This window comes from Methylophilus medardicus (assembly GCF_006363955.1).
Lineage (GTDB): Bacteria > Pseudomonadota > Gammaproteobacteria > Burkholderiales > Methylophilaceae > Methylophilus > Methylophilus medardensis.
The window spans coordinates 1413922-1431080 of sequence record NZ_CP040948.1; the positions used below are offsets into that span (position 1 = coordinate 1413922).

The 17159-nt window shown below is 49.6% G+C and carries 18 protein-coding genes; 4 read left to right on the forward strand and 14 right to left on the reverse strand.

Annotated features, from left to right (window positions below; genetic code table 11):
- Positions 1–161 precede the first annotated feature (161 nt).
- The 8 genes from FIT99_RS06855 to pabC form a co-directional block, all read right to left on the reverse strand.
- The gene (locus tag FIT99_RS06855) at positions 162–500 is read right to left on the reverse strand and encodes a DUF2845 domain-containing protein (RefSeq protein WP_140004681.1); all 339 of its coding nucleotides are present in this window, start codon (positions 498–500) and stop codon (positions 162–164) included.
- 152 nt (positions 501–652) lie between these two features.
- The gene (locus FIT99_RS06860) at positions 653–1417 is read right to left on the reverse strand and encodes an MBL fold metallo-hydrolase (RefSeq protein ID WP_140003600.1); all 765 of its coding nucleotides are present in this window, start codon (positions 1415–1417) and stop codon (positions 653–655) included.
- A complete protein-coding gene (locus FIT99_RS06865; protein ID WP_140003601.1) occupies positions 1408–2184 on the reverse strand; it encodes a TatD family hydrolase in 777 nt (258 codons plus the stop codon). The genes FIT99_RS06860 and FIT99_RS06865 overlap by 10 nt, the downstream gene beginning before the upstream one ends.
- A 25-nt stretch (positions 2185–2209) precedes the next feature.
- The gene (locus tag FIT99_RS06870; RefSeq protein ID WP_140003602.1) at positions 2210–2572 is read right to left on the reverse strand and encodes a PilZ domain-containing protein; all 363 of its coding nucleotides are present in this window, start codon (positions 2570–2572) and stop codon (positions 2210–2212) included.
- A gap of 62 nt (positions 2573–2634) precedes the next feature.
- A complete protein-coding gene (holB, locus tag FIT99_RS06875; RefSeq protein WP_140003603.1) occupies positions 2635–3627 on the reverse strand; it encodes a DNA polymerase III subunit delta' in 993 nt (330 codons plus the stop codon).
- Positions 3624–4229, reverse strand: coding sequence for a dTMP kinase (tmk, locus tag FIT99_RS06880; RefSeq protein WP_140003604.1), 606 nt, complete (start codon positions 4227–4229; stop codon positions 3624–3626). Before tmk ends, holB begins: the two co-directional genes overlap by 4 nt.
- A 32-nt stretch (positions 4230–4261) precedes the next feature.
- Positions 4262–5269, reverse strand: coding sequence for an endolytic transglycosylase MltG (gene mltG, locus FIT99_RS06885; protein ID WP_140003605.1), 1008 nt, complete (start codon positions 5267–5269; stop codon positions 4262–4264).
- A complete protein-coding gene (pabC, locus tag FIT99_RS06890; RefSeq protein WP_140003606.1) occupies positions 5256–6095 on the reverse strand; it encodes an aminodeoxychorismate lyase in 840 nt (279 codons plus the stop codon). The genes mltG and pabC overlap by 14 nt, the downstream gene beginning before the upstream one ends.
- Before the next feature lie 202 nt (positions 6096–6297).
- Between pabC and FIT99_RS06895 the strand changes: the two genes are divergently transcribed.
- On the forward strand, positions 6298–6696 hold the full coding sequence (locus FIT99_RS06895) for a hypothetical protein (RefSeq protein WP_140003607.1): 399 nt from the start codon (positions 6298–6300) through the stop codon (positions 6694–6696).
- Between the two features lie 161 nt (positions 6697–6857).
- Positions 6858–7586 carry a nucleotide-binding protein gene (locus FIT99_RS06900; RefSeq protein ID WP_140003608.1) on the forward strand — a complete coding sequence of 243 codons (729 nt, stop codon included), beginning with the start codon at positions 6858–6860 and terminating at the stop codon, positions 7584–7586.
- A gap of 7 nt (positions 7587–7593) precedes the next feature.
- Here FIT99_RS06900 and FIT99_RS06905 read toward each other — a convergent pair whose 3' ends face one another.
- The 6 genes from FIT99_RS06905 to FIT99_RS06930 all read right to left on the reverse strand — a co-directional run bounded on the left by FIT99_RS06905 (position 7594) and on the right by FIT99_RS06930 (position 14904).
- Complete coding sequence (locus FIT99_RS06905; protein WP_140003609.1) at positions 7594–8094, reverse strand: aminoacyl-tRNA deacylase; 501 nt, start codon at positions 8092–8094, stop codon at positions 7594–7596.
- A 26-nt stretch (positions 8095–8120) separates the two neighbouring features.
- Positions 8121–8513, reverse strand: a complete 393-nt coding sequence (locus tag FIT99_RS06910) for a nucleotide pyrophosphohydrolase (RefSeq protein ID WP_140003610.1) — start codon at positions 8511–8513, stop codon at positions 8121–8123.
- A gap of 36 nt (positions 8514–8549) precedes the next feature.
- Positions 8550–10796 carry a putative bifunctional diguanylate cyclase/phosphodiesterase gene (locus tag FIT99_RS06915; RefSeq protein WP_223261137.1) on the reverse strand — a complete coding sequence of 749 codons (2247 nt, stop codon included), beginning with the start codon at positions 10794–10796 and terminating at the stop codon, positions 8550–8552.
- 268 nt (positions 10797–11064) lie between these two features.
- Positions 11065–12213 (reverse strand): THUMP domain-containing class I SAM-dependent RNA methyltransferase, encoded by a 1149-nt coding sequence (locus FIT99_RS06920; RefSeq protein WP_140003611.1) that lies wholly within the window; start codon positions 12211–12213, stop codon positions 11065–11067.
- Between the two features lie 4 nt (positions 12214–12217).
- Positions 12218–13009 carry a polyamine aminopropyltransferase gene (locus FIT99_RS06925; RefSeq protein WP_140003612.1) on the reverse strand — a complete coding sequence of 264 codons (792 nt, stop codon included), beginning with the start codon at positions 13007–13009 and terminating at the stop codon, positions 12218–12220.
- On the reverse strand, positions 13009–14904 hold the full coding sequence (locus tag FIT99_RS06930; RefSeq protein WP_140003613.1) for a ribonuclease catalytic domain-containing protein: 1896 nt from the start codon (positions 14902–14904) through the stop codon (positions 13009–13011). Before FIT99_RS06930 ends, FIT99_RS06925 begins: the two co-directional genes overlap by 1 nt.
- Before the next feature lie 116 nt (positions 14905–15020).
- On the opposite strand from FIT99_RS06930, the gene FIT99_RS06935 reads away from it, so the two are divergent.
- Both FIT99_RS06935 and FIT99_RS06940 read left to right on the forward strand, forming a co-directional pair.
- A complete protein-coding gene (locus tag FIT99_RS06935; protein ID WP_140003614.1) occupies positions 15021–16610 on the forward strand; it encodes a protein adenylyltransferase SelO in 1590 nt (529 codons plus the stop codon).
- An 8-nt stretch (positions 16611–16618) separates the two neighbouring features.
- Complete coding sequence (locus FIT99_RS06940; protein ID WP_140003615.1) at positions 16619–17086, forward strand: Fur family transcriptional regulator; 468 nt, start codon at positions 16619–16621, stop codon at positions 17084–17086.
- Positions 17087–17159 lie beyond the last annotated feature (73 nt).

Below are 17159 nucleotides of genomic sequence, written 5' to 3' on the forward strand. Positions count from 1 at the left end.
GGCGTACTGCCTCAGCTTTAAACTCTTCTGCAAATCGCTCTCTTGTCATCATTGACTCCGTTCAGTTTAATTAAACTATAACGGTGTCTAGTAAACCGTGGAAGTGAAAAAAAGCCCGGTAACCTCAGGCTTTGCTTTTTTGTGTAGCAACTTACGATTGCTTAGCGATTATTAAAAAAACCAATATTCATGACGCGGTCGTTCACAAAGGTCACTTCCGTTTCTTTGTAGGTGTTTTTGCTGTCGTATTTGACCAAATTTTTGTAGTACCACATCTCAACTTGCACCGGCTTGGAGTTATCTTGTTGCTTGCCCATGTTGCCTATCATTGTGTTGGCATTGCTTGGCTTGACAGATTGTTGCTTTTTAAACGGTTGGCCCAGTTTCTCAATCACCAGTTTTTTCGACTTGCCGCTAAAACCGCTGATAAATTCGTTTTCATCATAAGTTTTACCAGCGAAGGCAGCGGTCGTCGCAAATAGTATCGAGGTTGCGATCATTGCAGCTGAAATGTTTGCGTATAACTTCATGTTTAATTCCTGTTATCCAAAATCAAAGTGATTAATTATTTTTCGCCAGTATAACGCTTTATCAGCGCGCTAGGTTGACCACTGGCGCCAACCGACCGCCTTGTTGATGCTTTGAACATCGTTTAGAAATCTAGTTTCATGCCATCATATCCAACTTGCACATTGGCGGGCATGCGTGCCTGTAAGGCATGATATTCGAGCTCATGTGTCATGTGTATTAACACATTGCGTCTAGCGCCTATAAGCGCGATCAGGCCGAGCGATTCTTCAACACTGACGTGGGTAGGATGCGGCTTTTCACGCAGACAATCAATTAGAAGCAAATCGACATTTTGCAGTAAAGGATAAGAGGTTTCCGGGATTTCCGACACGTCGGTCATATACACCAAGTTGCCGATACGGTAAGCATGAATCCGAATCTTGCCATGCATGACTGGGATGGGCGTCACCGTTTGCCCGGCTGCTTCAAATGGCGCGTCAACCACATGCGCGGCCAATACCGGCAAATCCCAAAATTGCGGAATCGGCTCGCGGATGGTGTAGCCAAACTTTTCTTGAATGTGGCGAATAGCCTCTGCGTAGCTGTAGATTGGAATCTGGCAGCGATTGATTTGACAGAAAGCACGTAGATCATCAATACCATGCAAATGGTCGGCGTGGGTGTGGGTGTACAACACAGCGTCAACCCGGCGCATTTGCTCACGTAGCGCCTGCTGTCTTAGATCGGGCGTGGTATCAATCAATATGACACGGCCATCATCCAGGGTCACCATGCTGGAGCAACGCGTGCGCTTGTTGCGAGGGTTGTCAGAGCTGCAAGTGGCGCATGTGCAGCCTACCGCAGGCGTACCGGCACTAGAGCCCACCCCTAGCATGGTTAATTGCATGGCGTGGCGTGCTTGAATAATGTAAAAAAATTGGCGGTAGTGGCGTCTATCAGTGTTTGCAGGGGGATATCACGCAAACGCGCCACCTCTTCGGCCACATGCCGTACATAACCAGGTTGATTCGTTTTACCGCGAAAAGGAATCGGTGCAAGATAAGGCGAATCTGTTTCGACCAATACTTTATCTAATGGAACTAATTGCGCGACTTGTTTTAAGGCTTGTGCGTTTTTGAAGGTGACAATCCCTGAAAACGAGATATAAAAGCCCATGGCGATGGCCGCCTGTGCCACTTCCCAGCTTTCAGTAAAGCAGTGCATGACACCACCCACTTCTGCTGCCCCCTCTTCTTGCATAATGCGCAAGGTGTCTTCTGCGGCATTGCGCGTATGAATGATCAGAGGCTTACCTGTCGCTTTAGCTGCGCGAATATGGATGCGGAAACGCTCGCGCTGCCACTCCAAGTCCCCCGTCAGCCGAAAATAATCCAGCCCGGTTTCACCGATGGCAATGACGCGGGGATGATCAGCCAATCGAATCAACGCCTCAAGCGTCGGCTCTTGGATGTCTTCATAATCTGGATGCACGCCCACTGAAGCAAAAATATTTGGATATTGCTCAGCAATGGCGAGTACCTCAGGAAACTTATCCAGCGTGACTGAGACGCAAAGCGCATGGCCAACCTCCTGATTTTGCATATGATCGAGCACCTGATCCATGTTTTGGATCAGCTCGGGAAAATTCAGGTGGCAGTGGGAATCGACTAACATGTCACTCTCTAAAAACGTTCATATGCTAAATGGTATTCGAAGGTCGGCTGGACTTAAGCGCGGCGCCAAGGATCGTCTCAATGCGTTTTTTTGCCTCAGCCCCGCCATCTTTATCGGTAAACTGAATGCCGATCCCTTGCGGTTTATTGTTGGCTGCTTGTGGCGTAATCCAGATGACTTTACCGACCACTTTCAATTTGTTCGGGTCATTGAGCAGTGTGAGCAGCATAAAAATCTCTTCACCCATTTTAAAGGGCTTGCTGGTGGGGATAAACAAGCCGCCGCCCTTAACAAATGGCATGTAAGCTGCAAACAAAGCAGCTTTTTCGCGGATGGCCAAAGATAAAACGCCAGGTTTCGCGGCAGCAGGCGGTAGCGTGTCAGTCATTGTATGAGCTCCAGAATATTTAAATGCGCTAGCTATTTGAATCTATTCGCTATTCGCATCCACTAGCCAAACATTTTTTTATATTGCAATAATAACTGCTCCAGTTGCAGCTCTTGGTTGAGTGGGTGCTGTGCGGTCATTTTAAAACGATTTAGCTGTTGTTGAAACGCCAGCAAGCGCGACAAATTTACCTGCGCGGCCAAGCCCTGCAATCCCGCAACGTCCGCTGGATGATAGCGTAAAGGCTGCTGATGACAGGACAGCCAAAGATCTAACAACCACTTTTGCAAGGCCTGAATTGCTTGCTCCATTCCCTGCTTGATCAACACTGACACTGCCAGAGCCACATCCATCTTAGCGCCGCCGATCAGATGCGGCCGGCATTGCTGAAACCAACCATATAAATCGACACCCTCTTGTTGCACCGCTGTCGGCGCACCGCCACTGTAGAACCACAACCACTCCGCATCAGGCACGGCTTGCGTTTGCAACCATTGCAAGCCCTGCTCACGGCTGGGCACGGGCATTTCAACCTGCATACAGCGGCTCAACACAGTCGGTAACAAAGCCTGACGCTGGTGTGAGACCAGCAGAAACTGTGTTCGTTGCGGAGGCTCTTCAAGGAGCTTGAGTAATGCATTTGAGGCCGCCACGTTCATGGCCTCTAGCGGATGAATCAACACCACTCGCATGCCCTGCACGCGATGCGCGCTGAGCGATAGATAATCATTTAAGACACGAATCTGATCGATCAAAATTTGTTGCCGCTTGCGTGTTTTCTTTTTGCTACCTTCCGTGCTGTCATCATCTTCGGGCGTGATTTCTTTAAAGTCCGGATGCGCGCCCTCTGACAACCAATGACAGGACTGGCATGCACCACAAGCAAAGCCGTGCTGAGGTTGCAAACAGAGCAATCCGGCAGCCATGGTTTGGGCAAAATTGAGTTTTCCGATGCCGGCTTTTCCGTATAACAGCAAAGCGTGATGCCTTGTTTCACCCGCTTGCATCCATTGGTGAAACAGCGCGTCTTGCCAAGGATAAAGTTTATTAATCATAGAGATAAAATGACTTCTTCAACTGACTTCTTCACTTCATCCAGCGTGCGATGTGCATCAATCACGCGAAATCGCTCTGGGAATTGCGCCGCCCGCGCCAGATATTGTGCGCGCAAGCGTGCAAAAAATTCTGCGCCCTGCGCTTCAAACTTATCAGGAGTCCGCGCCCCCGCCAAGCGCTCAAGACTCACCTCGACCGGCACATCAAATAACAGCGTAATATCAGGCTGTAATTCACCTTGCACCCATTGTTCGAGTTGCTGCATCTTGGCTAAAGGCAGGCCACGTGCCCCACACTGATAAGCATAAGACGCATCAGTGAAACGGTCTGACACCACAATGGCATCGCGTTGCAAGGCTGGCAATATCACTTGTTGCAGATGCTCAGCGCGGGCAGCAAACATGAGCAGCGATTCGGTTTCTACGTGCATTTCACGGTGCAGTAACAGTGCGCGCAGTTCTTCCCCCAAAGGCGTGCCCCCTGGTTCGCGGGTAGACACCACCTCTCTGCCGCCTTGGGCCAGTATTTGCAGAATGGTCGGAATATGCGTACTTTTCCCCGCACCATCCATGCCCTCCAGCGTAATAAACAAGCCCGCCATTATTCTAGGTATCCCATCTGTCGATTATTGGTTTAATGTTTTTTTAATTGATAGGCACGTACTGCCTGATTATGGGCCGCAAGTGAGCTAGTAAAAATATGCCTGCCCTGCCCATTGGCCACAAAATACAACGCTTGCGTCTTGGCTGGATGCAAGGCCGCTTGAATCGAAGCCAAGCCAGGCAAGGCAATCGGCGTCGGCGGCAAGCCACTGCGCGTATAAGTGTTGTATGGGGTGTCCGTAGCCAAATCTTTTTTTGTAATATTGCCACGATAGCGCGCGCCCATGCCATAAATCACGGTCGGGTCGGTCTGCAAACGCATGCCTTTACGCAAGCGATTGATGAATACCCCCGCAATTTGCGGCCGCTCTTCTTCCACGCCGGTTTCTTTTTCAACAATCGACGCCATGATCAGGGCTTCATACATCGAGCGATAGGGTAAACCGGCTTCACGCGTCTGCCAAGCAGCTGATAAGTGCTGCAGCATTTTTTGATAGGCGCGCTTATAGAGCGCAAGCTCGCTGCTCTGCGAATCCAAAAAATAAGTATCCGGAAAAAACCAACCTTCCGGATGCATATCTTGACCACTGAGCGTGCGCATCAACTCGCTGGCTGACAACATCGCTGCGTCATGCCGTATCCCTGGCATCTGGGCTAATTTTTGCCGAAAAACGGCAAAGGTTTTGCCCTCGATTAACTGTAATTTAAATTGATCAAACGTACCGTGCTTGAGGATGTCGATTAACGACAACACCTGCAAAGGGGTATTCAACGCGTAGTTGCCGGCCTGCAATTGGCTGCCACCACCGCTGAGTTTGACCACCAGCAGAAAACTATAGGGCTCAGTGAGCACGCCTGCAGCGACCAGTTGGTCTGCAATGCCACGCACACTTGCGCCAGCGGGAATCTGCAAGCCGATGGTTTCTGAGGCCATGGGTAGCGGACGTATCATAAAGATAACGAGCCAGATAACAAGCGCGAATATGCCGGCACACAGGAGCGCCAGCCCATACTTCAGCCACTGCTTAATGGATAACATACGCTAAATCTGACCGCAGTTGCTGGGCCCAGTCGTTATTGGCAATCGCCTGATCGTCAATCTGCGTCACTTGCAGCACCCCATACACACTATTGACGATCACCACCCCATCCGCCGTGAATAGATCGCCCATCACCAAGTCCTTGGATACCACCGCCTGTGCATGCGTCTTGTACCAATCAAGCACCTTTTGCCGCATCACTCCGGCCACCCCGCAACGCTCCAAAGTGGGCGTCATGATTTCCCCCGCTTTACAGACAAACAGATTGCCACTGACGGCTTCAATCACATGATCGTCGTAATCACGCAGTAAGCCATCAAAAAATCTGGGGTCTTTCTGCTCGGCACGTGCCAGCACATTTTCAAGGCGATTCAGGTGTTTGATCCCTGCTAGCAAAGGTTGTGCCGCGAGCCGGGTCTGGCAGCTGTATAAAGCCACCCCTTGGCGATAGATGTCTGGCGGATACACCGGCAAATCACTGAGGATGAGCACACGACTAGGCTCGCAAATGGCCGGTGGCGCATAGCCACGCGCGCCGTCACCGCGAGTGATAATGATTTTGACAATAGCAGAAGTGAAAGTCGGGTCTTCAACCGAGGCCATCAAATGCTTGAATTCTTGCAGTATTAACTCGGCCGAGGGGCAGACGATTTGAATTTTTCCGCAATCGGCGACCAGCGTCTGATAATGCAGTGGCCAGTCCTGCAAGGCACCGTTGATCAAGCGCATGGTTCTGAAAATGCCATCGCCGTAGGCAAATCCACGGTTGGTCGGTGCAATGCCGTTTACCAGTTTACCGTTGATGCAATAGCGGACTGTGGTCATGTAAAGCCAAACAAAAAATTCGTTTCGAACAAGGCTGAAACCTTACCATAAATCGGCCTTGGCAGCGGCAGAATCTCAGCAAAAACCCAAGGTTAACGGCGATATAAACGTCGAAATAAATGATTTTTTAAAGTTTGTTGTGGCAATGACGGCAACACCATCCGCAGTAATCTAACAGGATTGCATTTATCGGGATAGCACCATGGCGATTTCCAATATTCAAACGAACGTGTCGGCGCTTTTGAACAAAGCCTACAATACCGAGGCCCAAACATCGTCAGCAAACGGCACAGCACTCGCCGCGCCAGATGACAGCCCTTCTGCGGCAGGCCAACAACCCCCTGCATCCGCTAGTGCGCAGGTCACCTTAAGCGGCGCAGGTAACTTGCCGCAAACATATACCGCTCAGGGCCTGATGCAACAATTACGCCAATTTCAATTAAGCAACGCATCGTTATTGTTTGGCGAGGGTGATACCGCTGATGACAATAGCCTTGGATTGACCGGCTTGATGAGTACTGATGCTGCCAGCGACCCATCAGCGATCACCGAGGATTTAGCGAATAACGTGAATCCTGCATCCATCGACTCAGGCGGTTGAGGCAATTCATTAAGGCGCCTTCACGACGCCATCAAGCGCAGTTTCATGCTTTTTTAACAGCCCGGTTTACGCCGGGCTTTTGCTTTGGTTTGCTCGCCCGTTTTGCCATGACAACATATGTTAAGTTATGATAATAACTCAACCCTATATGGAGAATTGTCATGAAACCGAAGGTATTTATTGGCGCATCACGCGAAGGCTTGGATATTGCAAATGCATTACATGCAAATCTTACCCGTGAGGCAGAATGCACCGTGTGGCGCAATGGCGTGTTTCAAATCGCAGGCTCGACCATTGACATGTTAATCAATTCGCTACGAAATTCGGATTTTGGTGTGTTTGTATTTAGTGAGGGCGACCTCAGCATGATGCAGGGTCAGCAGAATCCAGTGGTCCGGGATAATGTCATCTTTGAATTAGGATTATTTATTGGCCGCCTTGGTGTTGAACGATGTTTCATTATGATTCCCGACCATGTAACAGATTTGAGACTCCCTACAGACTTAATGGGCATACTGCCTAGGCAATATGAAGCGAACCGCGCAGACAAAAATTGGCTGGCGGCGACCAAACCGGTCTGCATGCACATTCGCGCCAAATTGTGGGAATTAAAATCATTTCAAGATGCAATAGTCGCGAGCACTTCAGTCATCAGCCAAGCCGACAGCCATGCATCCAACCATGAAACTGCCATTTCAGCACTTGGTTTAGGCCTCGAAGTGCATGACAAGGGCTATGCACTCACCGGCAATACGCATCCACACAAAGAAGCGCTCAAGCAAGCAGGCGCCAGCTGGCACAAAGGATTAAAAAAATGGTTGATTCGTGGCAGCGATAAAGCAAAGTTTGAACGCTTGATTACCAGCCTCAATGCGAATGCGAGTGCTTAACTGTCACCTACTCTGGGGCTTTAACGAAGTGCCCTTGCGCTTTGTCACTGAGCAACTGCATTAAATCTACACCGCGGAGTGAAAGAGCAAAGCCAAGCACACCGCTGCCAATGACGACGGTGTCATACTGCGAGACACTCTCATCGACTAATACCTGTAGACCCTCAGGCAACGCGATCGGCGGCACAGCGCCCACCTGATAGCCGGTGGCTGCCAGCACTTCATCTTGCGCTGCCATGCGGCATTTGCGTTCATTGAGATGACTACGCAACAATGCCCAGTCAGCCCTGCCGCTCCCAGCCACAGCCAACAGACAAAAACCACTGGTTTCAGCTTTAAAGACCACGCTGCGAACCACCGATTGCGGATCAACCCCCTGCCCGGACAGCAGCATTTCAAGACTGCGAATTGGTTTTTGGTCCTCACTGAGCGGAATCTCAATGACTTGATAGGCAATGTGCTGTTGCGAGAGTAATTCGGTAACCGCTGAATGAAGGTCAGTCGTCATGGCTGGGTCCTTGCAAAGGATTGACTTTAATCATCTGAAGCGTTGGATTGGTAGGCTGTATATTTTGCGTTACTGCCTTTGCATTGCTCCACCGGATACTTTTGCGCATTTAAGCTGATTTTGTCATGCGTGGCGGCGATTAAATCAATGCCACACACCTCGGCGATGCGCAGCAAATAAACAAAGGTATCAGCCAGTTCCTGTCCAACCTGTACACGTGTATCGGCATCCAAAGCGCGACTATCGGCTTCTGTCATCCATTGAAAATGCTCCACCACTTCTGCCGCCTCAACAATCATCGCCATCGCCAAGTTTTTCGGCGAGTGAAACTGCGCCCAGTCGCGCGCCTCTACAAATGCATTGATACGCTGACGCAAAGCCAGCAAGGAGTCAGTAGGAACGTTTTGTTGTTCTGTCATAAAAAATGGTTGAATAACATGATGAGAAGTAAAAGTTTATTGTGTTGCAAGTAAGGCGGCAAATTCATCTGCAGGCAAAGGCCGGCTGAACAAATAGCCTTGCATTTCATCACAGTTATGCGATTTCAAGAACGCGAGCTGTGCTTCGGTCTCTACGCCCTCGGCGATGACAGTTAATCCCAGACTCTGCGACATTTTAATAATCGCATTGACGATGGCAGCATCATTGGCATCCACTTGTATATCACGAATAAAACTCTTGTCGATTTTAATGGTATTCACAGGCAACAGCTTGAGATACGACAGGCTGGAATAGCCAGTGCCAAAATCATCCACCGACAGTCTGACGCCCATCTCTTTAAGCTTATTCAGATCTTGAATCACCGTAACCTCACTTTGAATGGCAACGCTTTCAGTCACTTCAAGTTCTAGATGATGTGGGTGCAGACCTGTTTGCAACAAGACTTTAACGACCTCTTGCATAAAATTCGCATGGTGTAACTCCACCACCGAAACATTAATCGCAATCGGAATCTCAGGCAAGCCTGCCGCCTGCCATTTTTTATTTTGCGTACACGCTTCGCGCAATACCCAAAGACCAATACCCTTTATCAAGCCAGATTCCTCAGCAACTTTGATAAACCGATCTGGCATCATCATGCCCCACTGCGGATGCATCCAGCGAATAAGCGCCTCAGCGCCAATGATTTTGCCAGTGTTGATGCTTACCTTGGGCTGATAAAACAAATGTAACTCATTGTTTGAAATCGCTTTTTGCAAGCTGTTTTCTAACATAAGCTGGGCCGCAACGCGTTCACTCATTTCATGGGTAAAAAACTGGTAATTGTTTCTGCCTGAATTTTTGGCATGATACATCGCTGCATCTGCATGCCGAGTCAACACATCCTCACTCTGACCATCATCAGGATAAACCGCAATCCCAATACTGGCAGTAATAAACAGTTCGTGACCAGCGATATTGACCGGATCCTTCAGCACTGTGAGTATTTTTTGGGCAATTTCGGCAGGCACGGCATCATCATTTAACTCAGGCAACAACACCACAAACTCGTCACCACCCAAGCGACTGAGTGTGTCCGAGGCCCGAATACAGAGTTGTAGCCGCTGGCATAAAACCTTGAGCAGTTGATCGCCGACTTCATGGCCCAAGGTATCATTCACCCGTTTAAAATGATCTATGTCACAAAATAGAATGGCCAGTTTTGATTGTCTTCTTTGAGCTGCACTGATCGCTTGGGTGATGCGGTCTGTGAGCAACAATCGATTCGGTAAATCGGTCAGGTAATCATGCTCGGCCAGGTAGGTCATTTTTTGCGCCATTTGACGAGCATCACTCACGTCATGAAACACCAGCACCACGCCTAAAATAGCGCCATTGGGATCGCGAATCGGCGCGGCAGAATCCTCAATCGCGTATTCAACCCCAGATTTGGCAATCAGCAAGGTATGGTTAGCCAGCCCACATACTTTGTTGTGCGCCAACACCACATCTACCGGATTCGCTGCCAGCTTACGCGTGCTTTCATTCAAAATTCTGAACACTTCTAGGATTGGTCGTCCCTGCGCCTCAGATTTGCTCCAGCCAGTCATCTTTTCTGCCACTGGGTTCAGATAGGTCACCTCGGACTGCATATTGGTCGTAATGACCGCATCACCGATCGACTCCAGCGTCACAATTGCCAATTGTTTTTGATTAAACAATTCTAGTTCGGTACGTTTTCTTTGTTCGATCTCTTGCAGCAAGTCACTGTTGATATTACTCAAATCTTCAGTACGTTCTCTGACCAGATGTTCAAGATTTGAATTTAAAGTGGCCAAGGCACGCTCTGCCTCCATGCGTTTCTGCACTTCAGATTCTAGCCTGGCGATGGTGGTTCTCAACTGCTTGTTACTGGTAATGGTTAAGGCGACCGGCATCAAACGCCATAACATGATTGCGGTAATCCCTGAGGCCACCGCTGTCACGCTTTTCATCGTTGCATCCAGCCAATAAGCTGGATGCCAAATCGTTAATATCCCAATCAGATGGGTGGTTCCACAAGCAAAGATGAACAGTGAAAACATGACGAACACCCAGTTAAATTCGAGGTCAGCACGTTTTTTAACTAGGTAAAGTAAGGCAATTGGAATGGTGTAATAAGAAATCGCAATGACCGTGTCGGAGACGACATACATCCACAGCAGCACGGGCGTCCATAAATAGCAATGGCCGTGAGGCATGAAGTCACTGGGTACCAACAAACTCAAAAAAGCATCCATCATAGCCTCTTCCTTGATTCTTCTTGGTGAACTGCGGTGAGTCAGCGTGATAGGTCACGAATCACTCAGTACAGGCTGGCGAACAGATACTGCGATAATATTTGTTACTTTAATTTATACTAAAATTTGTGTAAGTGGTTGAGATAAAACAATGATTAACATTTGATACAAGCGCCGGGCGCCTGACCTTGCGCCCGGATGTATTGAAGATTGCACTGCATACTTGAATGCGCCCTCCGCCTGATGGCTAGCAGATTGGCGCAGGGGGACATTATGGGACTTGTTTACGGTTACTGCCTGCCACCATTTTAATTTCAAACAAACGGCATTCTAGTGGGCCGTTATACAACAAGGTTTTTTTGCTGGGGCTTAAGCGCATCAGCTTGGGCATGCGCAAATCACTGGTCAGAAAATAGGTGTTCCAACCAGAAAATTTCTGTTTCAGCGCAGCAGCCATTTGTGGATAGAGCTCGGCCAAAGTATCCTCTTCGCCAATGCGCACACCATAAGGCGGATTGGCGACCAACACGCCTGTTTCAGCGGGTGGCGACACTTTAGTAAACTCCCAATGTGACAATTGCACGGCCTCCAGCCAACCAGCCATCTCTAGGTTTTGTTTGGCCACGCGTACCGCACGTAAATCCATGTCTGAGCCATAAATGCCTTGAAAGCTGGTCGGCTTGACGGCTTTAACCGCTGCATTACGCACCTTTTTAAGCGTATCAGACTCAAAGTTTTTGAGTTTTTCAAAACCAAAATGGCGGTTTAAACCCGGTGCAATATTCAGGGCAATCATCACCGCTTCAAGCAAAAACGTGCCGCTACCGCACATCGGGTCAAGCAAGGCTTGGCCTGGTTGCCAACCACTCAAGCGCAAAATACCGGCGGCCAAGTTTTCACGCAAAGGCGCTTCGATACTATTTTTACGATTACCGCGCTGATACAGCGGGTCACCTGAAGTGTCCACATACAGTTGATAACTATCAGCGTTTAAATAAACATGCACGCGAACGTCTGGCTCGCGGGTATCAATATTTGGGCGACTCCCCACGCTTTGACGAAAGCGATCACAAATCGCATCTTTAACGCGCAAAGTAATGAATTCTAGGCTTTTTAGCGGGCTACGCACCGCGGTGACTTTCACCATCATGCTGTGTTTGACATCAAACCAATTAGGCCAATTGATTTTGAGTGCGCCCTGAAAAATGTCATCTTCATTCAGGTATTTGCCGCGCCCCACTTGCATCAAAATACGTGTGGCCACGCGTGAATGCATGTTGGCGTGATAGCACACAGATAACTCGCCGCTGAAACTGGCGCCACCATCAGTGACTTTGATATCACGTGCGTTGGCCTGTTTCAGTTCTTCGAGGAGAATAGCTTCCAAGCCGCGCGGGCAGGTCGCAAAGTATTGATTCATAAAATTAGCCACCGAGGGTGAACTCCTTACCGTTGTTAGGATTCGCGCCTTGCAGGCGGTCTATCAGGTCCATAAATTGAATATCGTGGCTTTGCATCGCTGCTTGCGCACGTTTGCGTAAGGTCATCAGATCAGGCATGGGCAGCGCTGATTTGAAGCAAAACACAATAATATTGCCAGGTTTGCCAGTAGGCATCATCAGCACACGCTGATCAAAGGTTTGCTCCATGCGCTGCATGTAAATATCAAACTTTTTGTCCGATCCCCACAGGTTAATCGTAAACAAGCCGTCCGGGCTCAGAGCCTCAGCACAATCATCAAAAAAGGATTGCGTACAAAAGTCTGGCGGCAAGCCATTGCTGCCAAAGGCGTCCATCATTAGCCAATCGCAAGCACCCGGGTGTTGCTGGATGTAGGCGATGCCATCGCCCTCGACGACTTGCAACTGCGCATCATCTTCAGGCAAATGAAAATGACTGCGTGCCACTTGAATCACCTGCGGATTGAGTTCGATCACCGTTTGCTTGATCTGTGGGCAGTATTTCCAGACATATTTGGCGATACTGCCACCGCCCAAACCAACCAGTACCAGTTTGCTGGCATTGGGCTTGAATAGCAGGCTACTCATCGCGCCCCATGAATACGCCAACACTAACGCAAAAGGATCTTTGACTTTCATGCTGCTCTGTATCGTGGGTGAACCTAAATGCATCGAACGCACGCCATCGGTTTCAGTCACCTCGACCATCTCAAAGTCAGACACTGCTTTGTGAATTTTGCGATTAAACTTAAACATTACGCACTCTCAGCCACATCTGCGGGCGCGGCTTCACTGTCGACTTCCAGTGGCACCGTCTCTTCAATCAAGCGCACAAACTTGCATTCTAGCTCCATCAACAAAGTATCTACCTTTTGAATGGCCAAAAGGACGCGGCTGCCTGGCTTGATCGCTGGTAGGCTATGCACTTTGGTCATGTAAGGTAAGTTTTCTAGCCGAACCAAGTTTTCGCGCCACACCGTGGCCTCAATTTCGTTGATGTGTTCTTGCAATAAGTATTGCAGACACCAGTAGCGCTCCATCCGCGTTTGGAACTCGTTGTAGGCTTGATAGGTTTGATCGAAATTGCGCATGTGCCCGACGATTTCATCGCTGTTGGCAGCGTACACCGGCGGTTGCAGCGTCAGCACACTGATCAACTGACGTTGGTTGATTAAGTCGACAGCACGGCGTAATGGCGAGGTACACCAGGCATATTGGGCGACGCCCAACCCTTGATGGCCTTCAGCCTTGGTGGTCATGTAGACTTTTCCACCATTTTGCGCACGATAAATCCCCGGCACATCATGTTCGGCCAGCAACAAACCCCACTGACTGTTCGCCACAATCATTAACTCAGCAACCAGCTTATCCATGGGCGAACCGCGCTGGCGGTTCACAATCTGCACCCTGCCATCCTCGACATAAAAATTGTAATCCATCGGCTGTGGTCGGCTCGGGTCGTATTTACCGCGGGCTTTTTCCAAGCTTTCAGCCAAGCGAAACAAAAACACCAGTGCAGCCCAGTACGGGTGACCACTGTCTTGGGCAAGGGTGGTTTCATTAAAAAAGGGTTCGAGTGTGTCGTGGCGCAAATTTTCTGCAATTTGCACACGCTCTAAACAACTGTGCTGACGCACGATGGTGAAGTCGGGCGCCACCTCGAGATAGAGTGACAGGGCAGGCTTCACTTCACCGGCATCTAAACTAAACGGGCGGATAGCAGGTTCTGGCAACATGGTGATTTTGTGGCCCGGCATATACACGGTGGATAGCCGCTTCATCACTTCGAGATCGAGCGCCTCACGTGGCGCGATCCCCAACGCGGGTGCCGCGATATGAATCCCCACCTGCGTATTCCCATTATCGAGCGGCGTCACCGATAAGGCATCATCGATTTCGGTAGTGGTACTGTCATCAATACTAAAAGCCTGCACAGCGGCGCGCGGCAGATCATCCGGAAGCGCTGCCATTGAAAAGTCAGGGTACGCAGTGCCGTGCGCAAAATACTCGCGTAAAAAAGCACCCAAATGGTAATCATGAATAGACTGAATCGCCCCCACAGCATGCAAGAGTTGCACCGGCAACTGTTTTAGCTCCGTGGCGGCCTGCTCTAATGCTTTCCATTCCACACTGTTTTTGTCCGGGGCATAAAGTAATGCATCCAGTTTGCTAGAAAAGCCCTCGGGCAATGCCCCTTGCTTGAGCTGCGTCACCATCTGCGCCAACCATTCTGCCTGCTGGCGTTTTTTTTCCAGCCCGGCAAGCGCCGCTTTTAATGTATCTTCAGGCGCGGCCTTGTAATGCCCTTTGCCTTTTCGATAAAAATACATCGGTGCTGCATGCAATTTTATTGCAATCGCTGCCGCCTGCTGACGTGTGGGTTTTGCCCCATAATAGTCCTCGGCGAGCGTCTCGAAAGAAAACTCAGGCTCACCACAACACTCCCACAAAAAATCCGTATCCAAGGCGTCGGCTTCGGCTTGCGCTGCATCCAAAAAGCCCGACAAACTGCCGTCAAAACGCATTAACACATTGGCCGCTTTGATCTTGCTGCGCTTGCCTGTGGTGGCTTCAACCTGCATGCTACTGTCTGCTTCAGACATGATAGATGCCACTTTGAAGCCACCGTCTTCTTCGTAAAAAACATTCATGTGGAAAATTAAACGTGTGGGCACACACGTGCGGGTCATAAAACGCTATTTTACCCGAGAACGTAGCGTTTTTTGGCAAGCACTGAACTTTAGCCATGGATAAGCACTAAAATAGCATGATGAAGCCTTTAACCTTTGATAACCGATTTGTCCGCGAACTCCCGGGCGACCCAATCACTGACCTGTATACCCGACAGGTTAGTGACTGTTTATGGTCAGCCGTGCAACCCACCCCCGTCAAACAGCCGCAGTTACTGGCTTACAGCCCCCAAGTGGCAGAGATGCTCGGCTTGAGTGATGCCGACATGCAAGCGTCTGCGCTCATACAAACCTTGGGCGGCAACGGTACCCTCCCCGGCATGTTTACTTATGCCACTCGCTATGGCGGCCATCAATTCGGGCACTGGGCAGGTCAACTAGGCGATGGACGTGCGATTTATTTAGGTGAATTGCTTCACGCAGGCAAACGCTTCGAGCTGCAACTTAAAGGCGCAGGCGAAACGCCCTACTCTCGTTCGGCAGATGGCCGGGCGGTACTACGTTCAAGTTTACGTGAGTTTTTATGTTCTGAAGCCATGCATGCGCTTGGCGTGCCGACGACGCGCGCGCTGAGCTTGGTGACCACCGGCAATCAAGTTGTCAGAGATATGTTTTACGACGGCAACCCACAGCTAGAACCGGGCGCAATCGTATGCCGGGTCGCCCCCTCGTTCACGCGATTTGGTCATTTTGAGCTATTGGCCAGTCGCGATGAATTGCCCTTACTCAAGCATTTGATCGGCTTCACGCTAGACCGAGATTTTGCCGACTGGTGGCCGAGTACCGGTATCGCCTTGGATATTCACCAGCCAGATCCGGGCTTAATCGAAGCTTGGTTTGCCGAAATATGCACACGCACGGCAATTTTAATTGCACACTGGATGCGCGTCGGATTCGTGCATGGCGTAATGAATACCGACAATATGTCTATCCTCGGTTTGACGATCGACTACGGTCCCTATGGCTGGATAGACAATTTTGACCCAAGCTGGACCCCCAACACCACCGACGCGCAAGGCCGCCGTTATTGTTTTGGCCGCCAACCAGATATTGCGCGCTGGAACCTAGAGCGCTTGGCTGAAGCGTTGGCCAGCGTTTTGCCCGCGAATCATACACTGGCGCAAAGCTTGGCCGTTTTTGACCAGACCTATGTACGTGAGCTCACGCATGCGCTTGCCAATAAATTTGGCTTTGATCAATGGCAGGACGGCGATGGCGAGCTGGTGAATCAGATTTTTGAGTTGATGCAGCGTGCCGAAGTCGACCAAACCTTGTTTTTTTCACGCTTGGCTACCCTCGACCTTCACGCACCGCAGCTATCCACGCTCTCCGATGCTTTTTACACCGCACAAGGACAGCAACAATTTGGCGCCGATATCCAACAATGGTTGCATCACTACACGCAACGCATCCTATCCGCTGGTATCGCTCCGGCAACGCGGTTGCAAAAAATGGCGTCAGCCAATCCCATTTATGTGTTGCGCAACTATCTCGCACAAGAGGCGATTGATTTAGCGACAGCAGGAGATCACAGCCGCCTGCTCACGCTGTTAAAAGTATTAAGCCAACCGTATACCTGGCAGACAGGGATGGAAGCGTTCGCGCAAAAGCGTCCAGACTGGGCACGGCAAAAAGCCGGTTGCTCGATGCTGTCGTGTAGTTCATAATTTTTATTATGCAAACTGCTGAACAATTGATAACAAACGCTGCGTTACGCCCGACCAAGGCACGCATTGCGGTATTGAACACTTTGATAAACTCCCCCACTGCCTTAAGCCACACCGAGATTCTGTCAGCGTTGCAAGGGGTCAAGGAAATTGATCGGGTCACGGTATACCGTGTATTGGACTGGCTACAGGAACATGCACTCATTCATAAAATTTCAAGCGATGACCGCGCCTGGAAGTTCCAATTAAATAGCCCTAAACGCAGTTTTAAAACACCTGCAAATACTTCCTCGGGGATGATCAACAACCACGGTCATGCCCATCTACACTGCCAATTTTGCGGCACGGTTTTATGCATACATGAACTGGCTGCACATATCCCCCAAGCCATTTTTGATACCTATCAAGTTTCTCAGATTGAAATCAGCTTGAAGGGCCGTTGTCCAGATTGTCAATCTACAGTTGATAGCAATTAAAAGTCGTTTTTAACAATATTTAGGCGGGCTTGACCCCATCAAAGGTTTGATCTGCGGTCAAGTTTCAATTTAA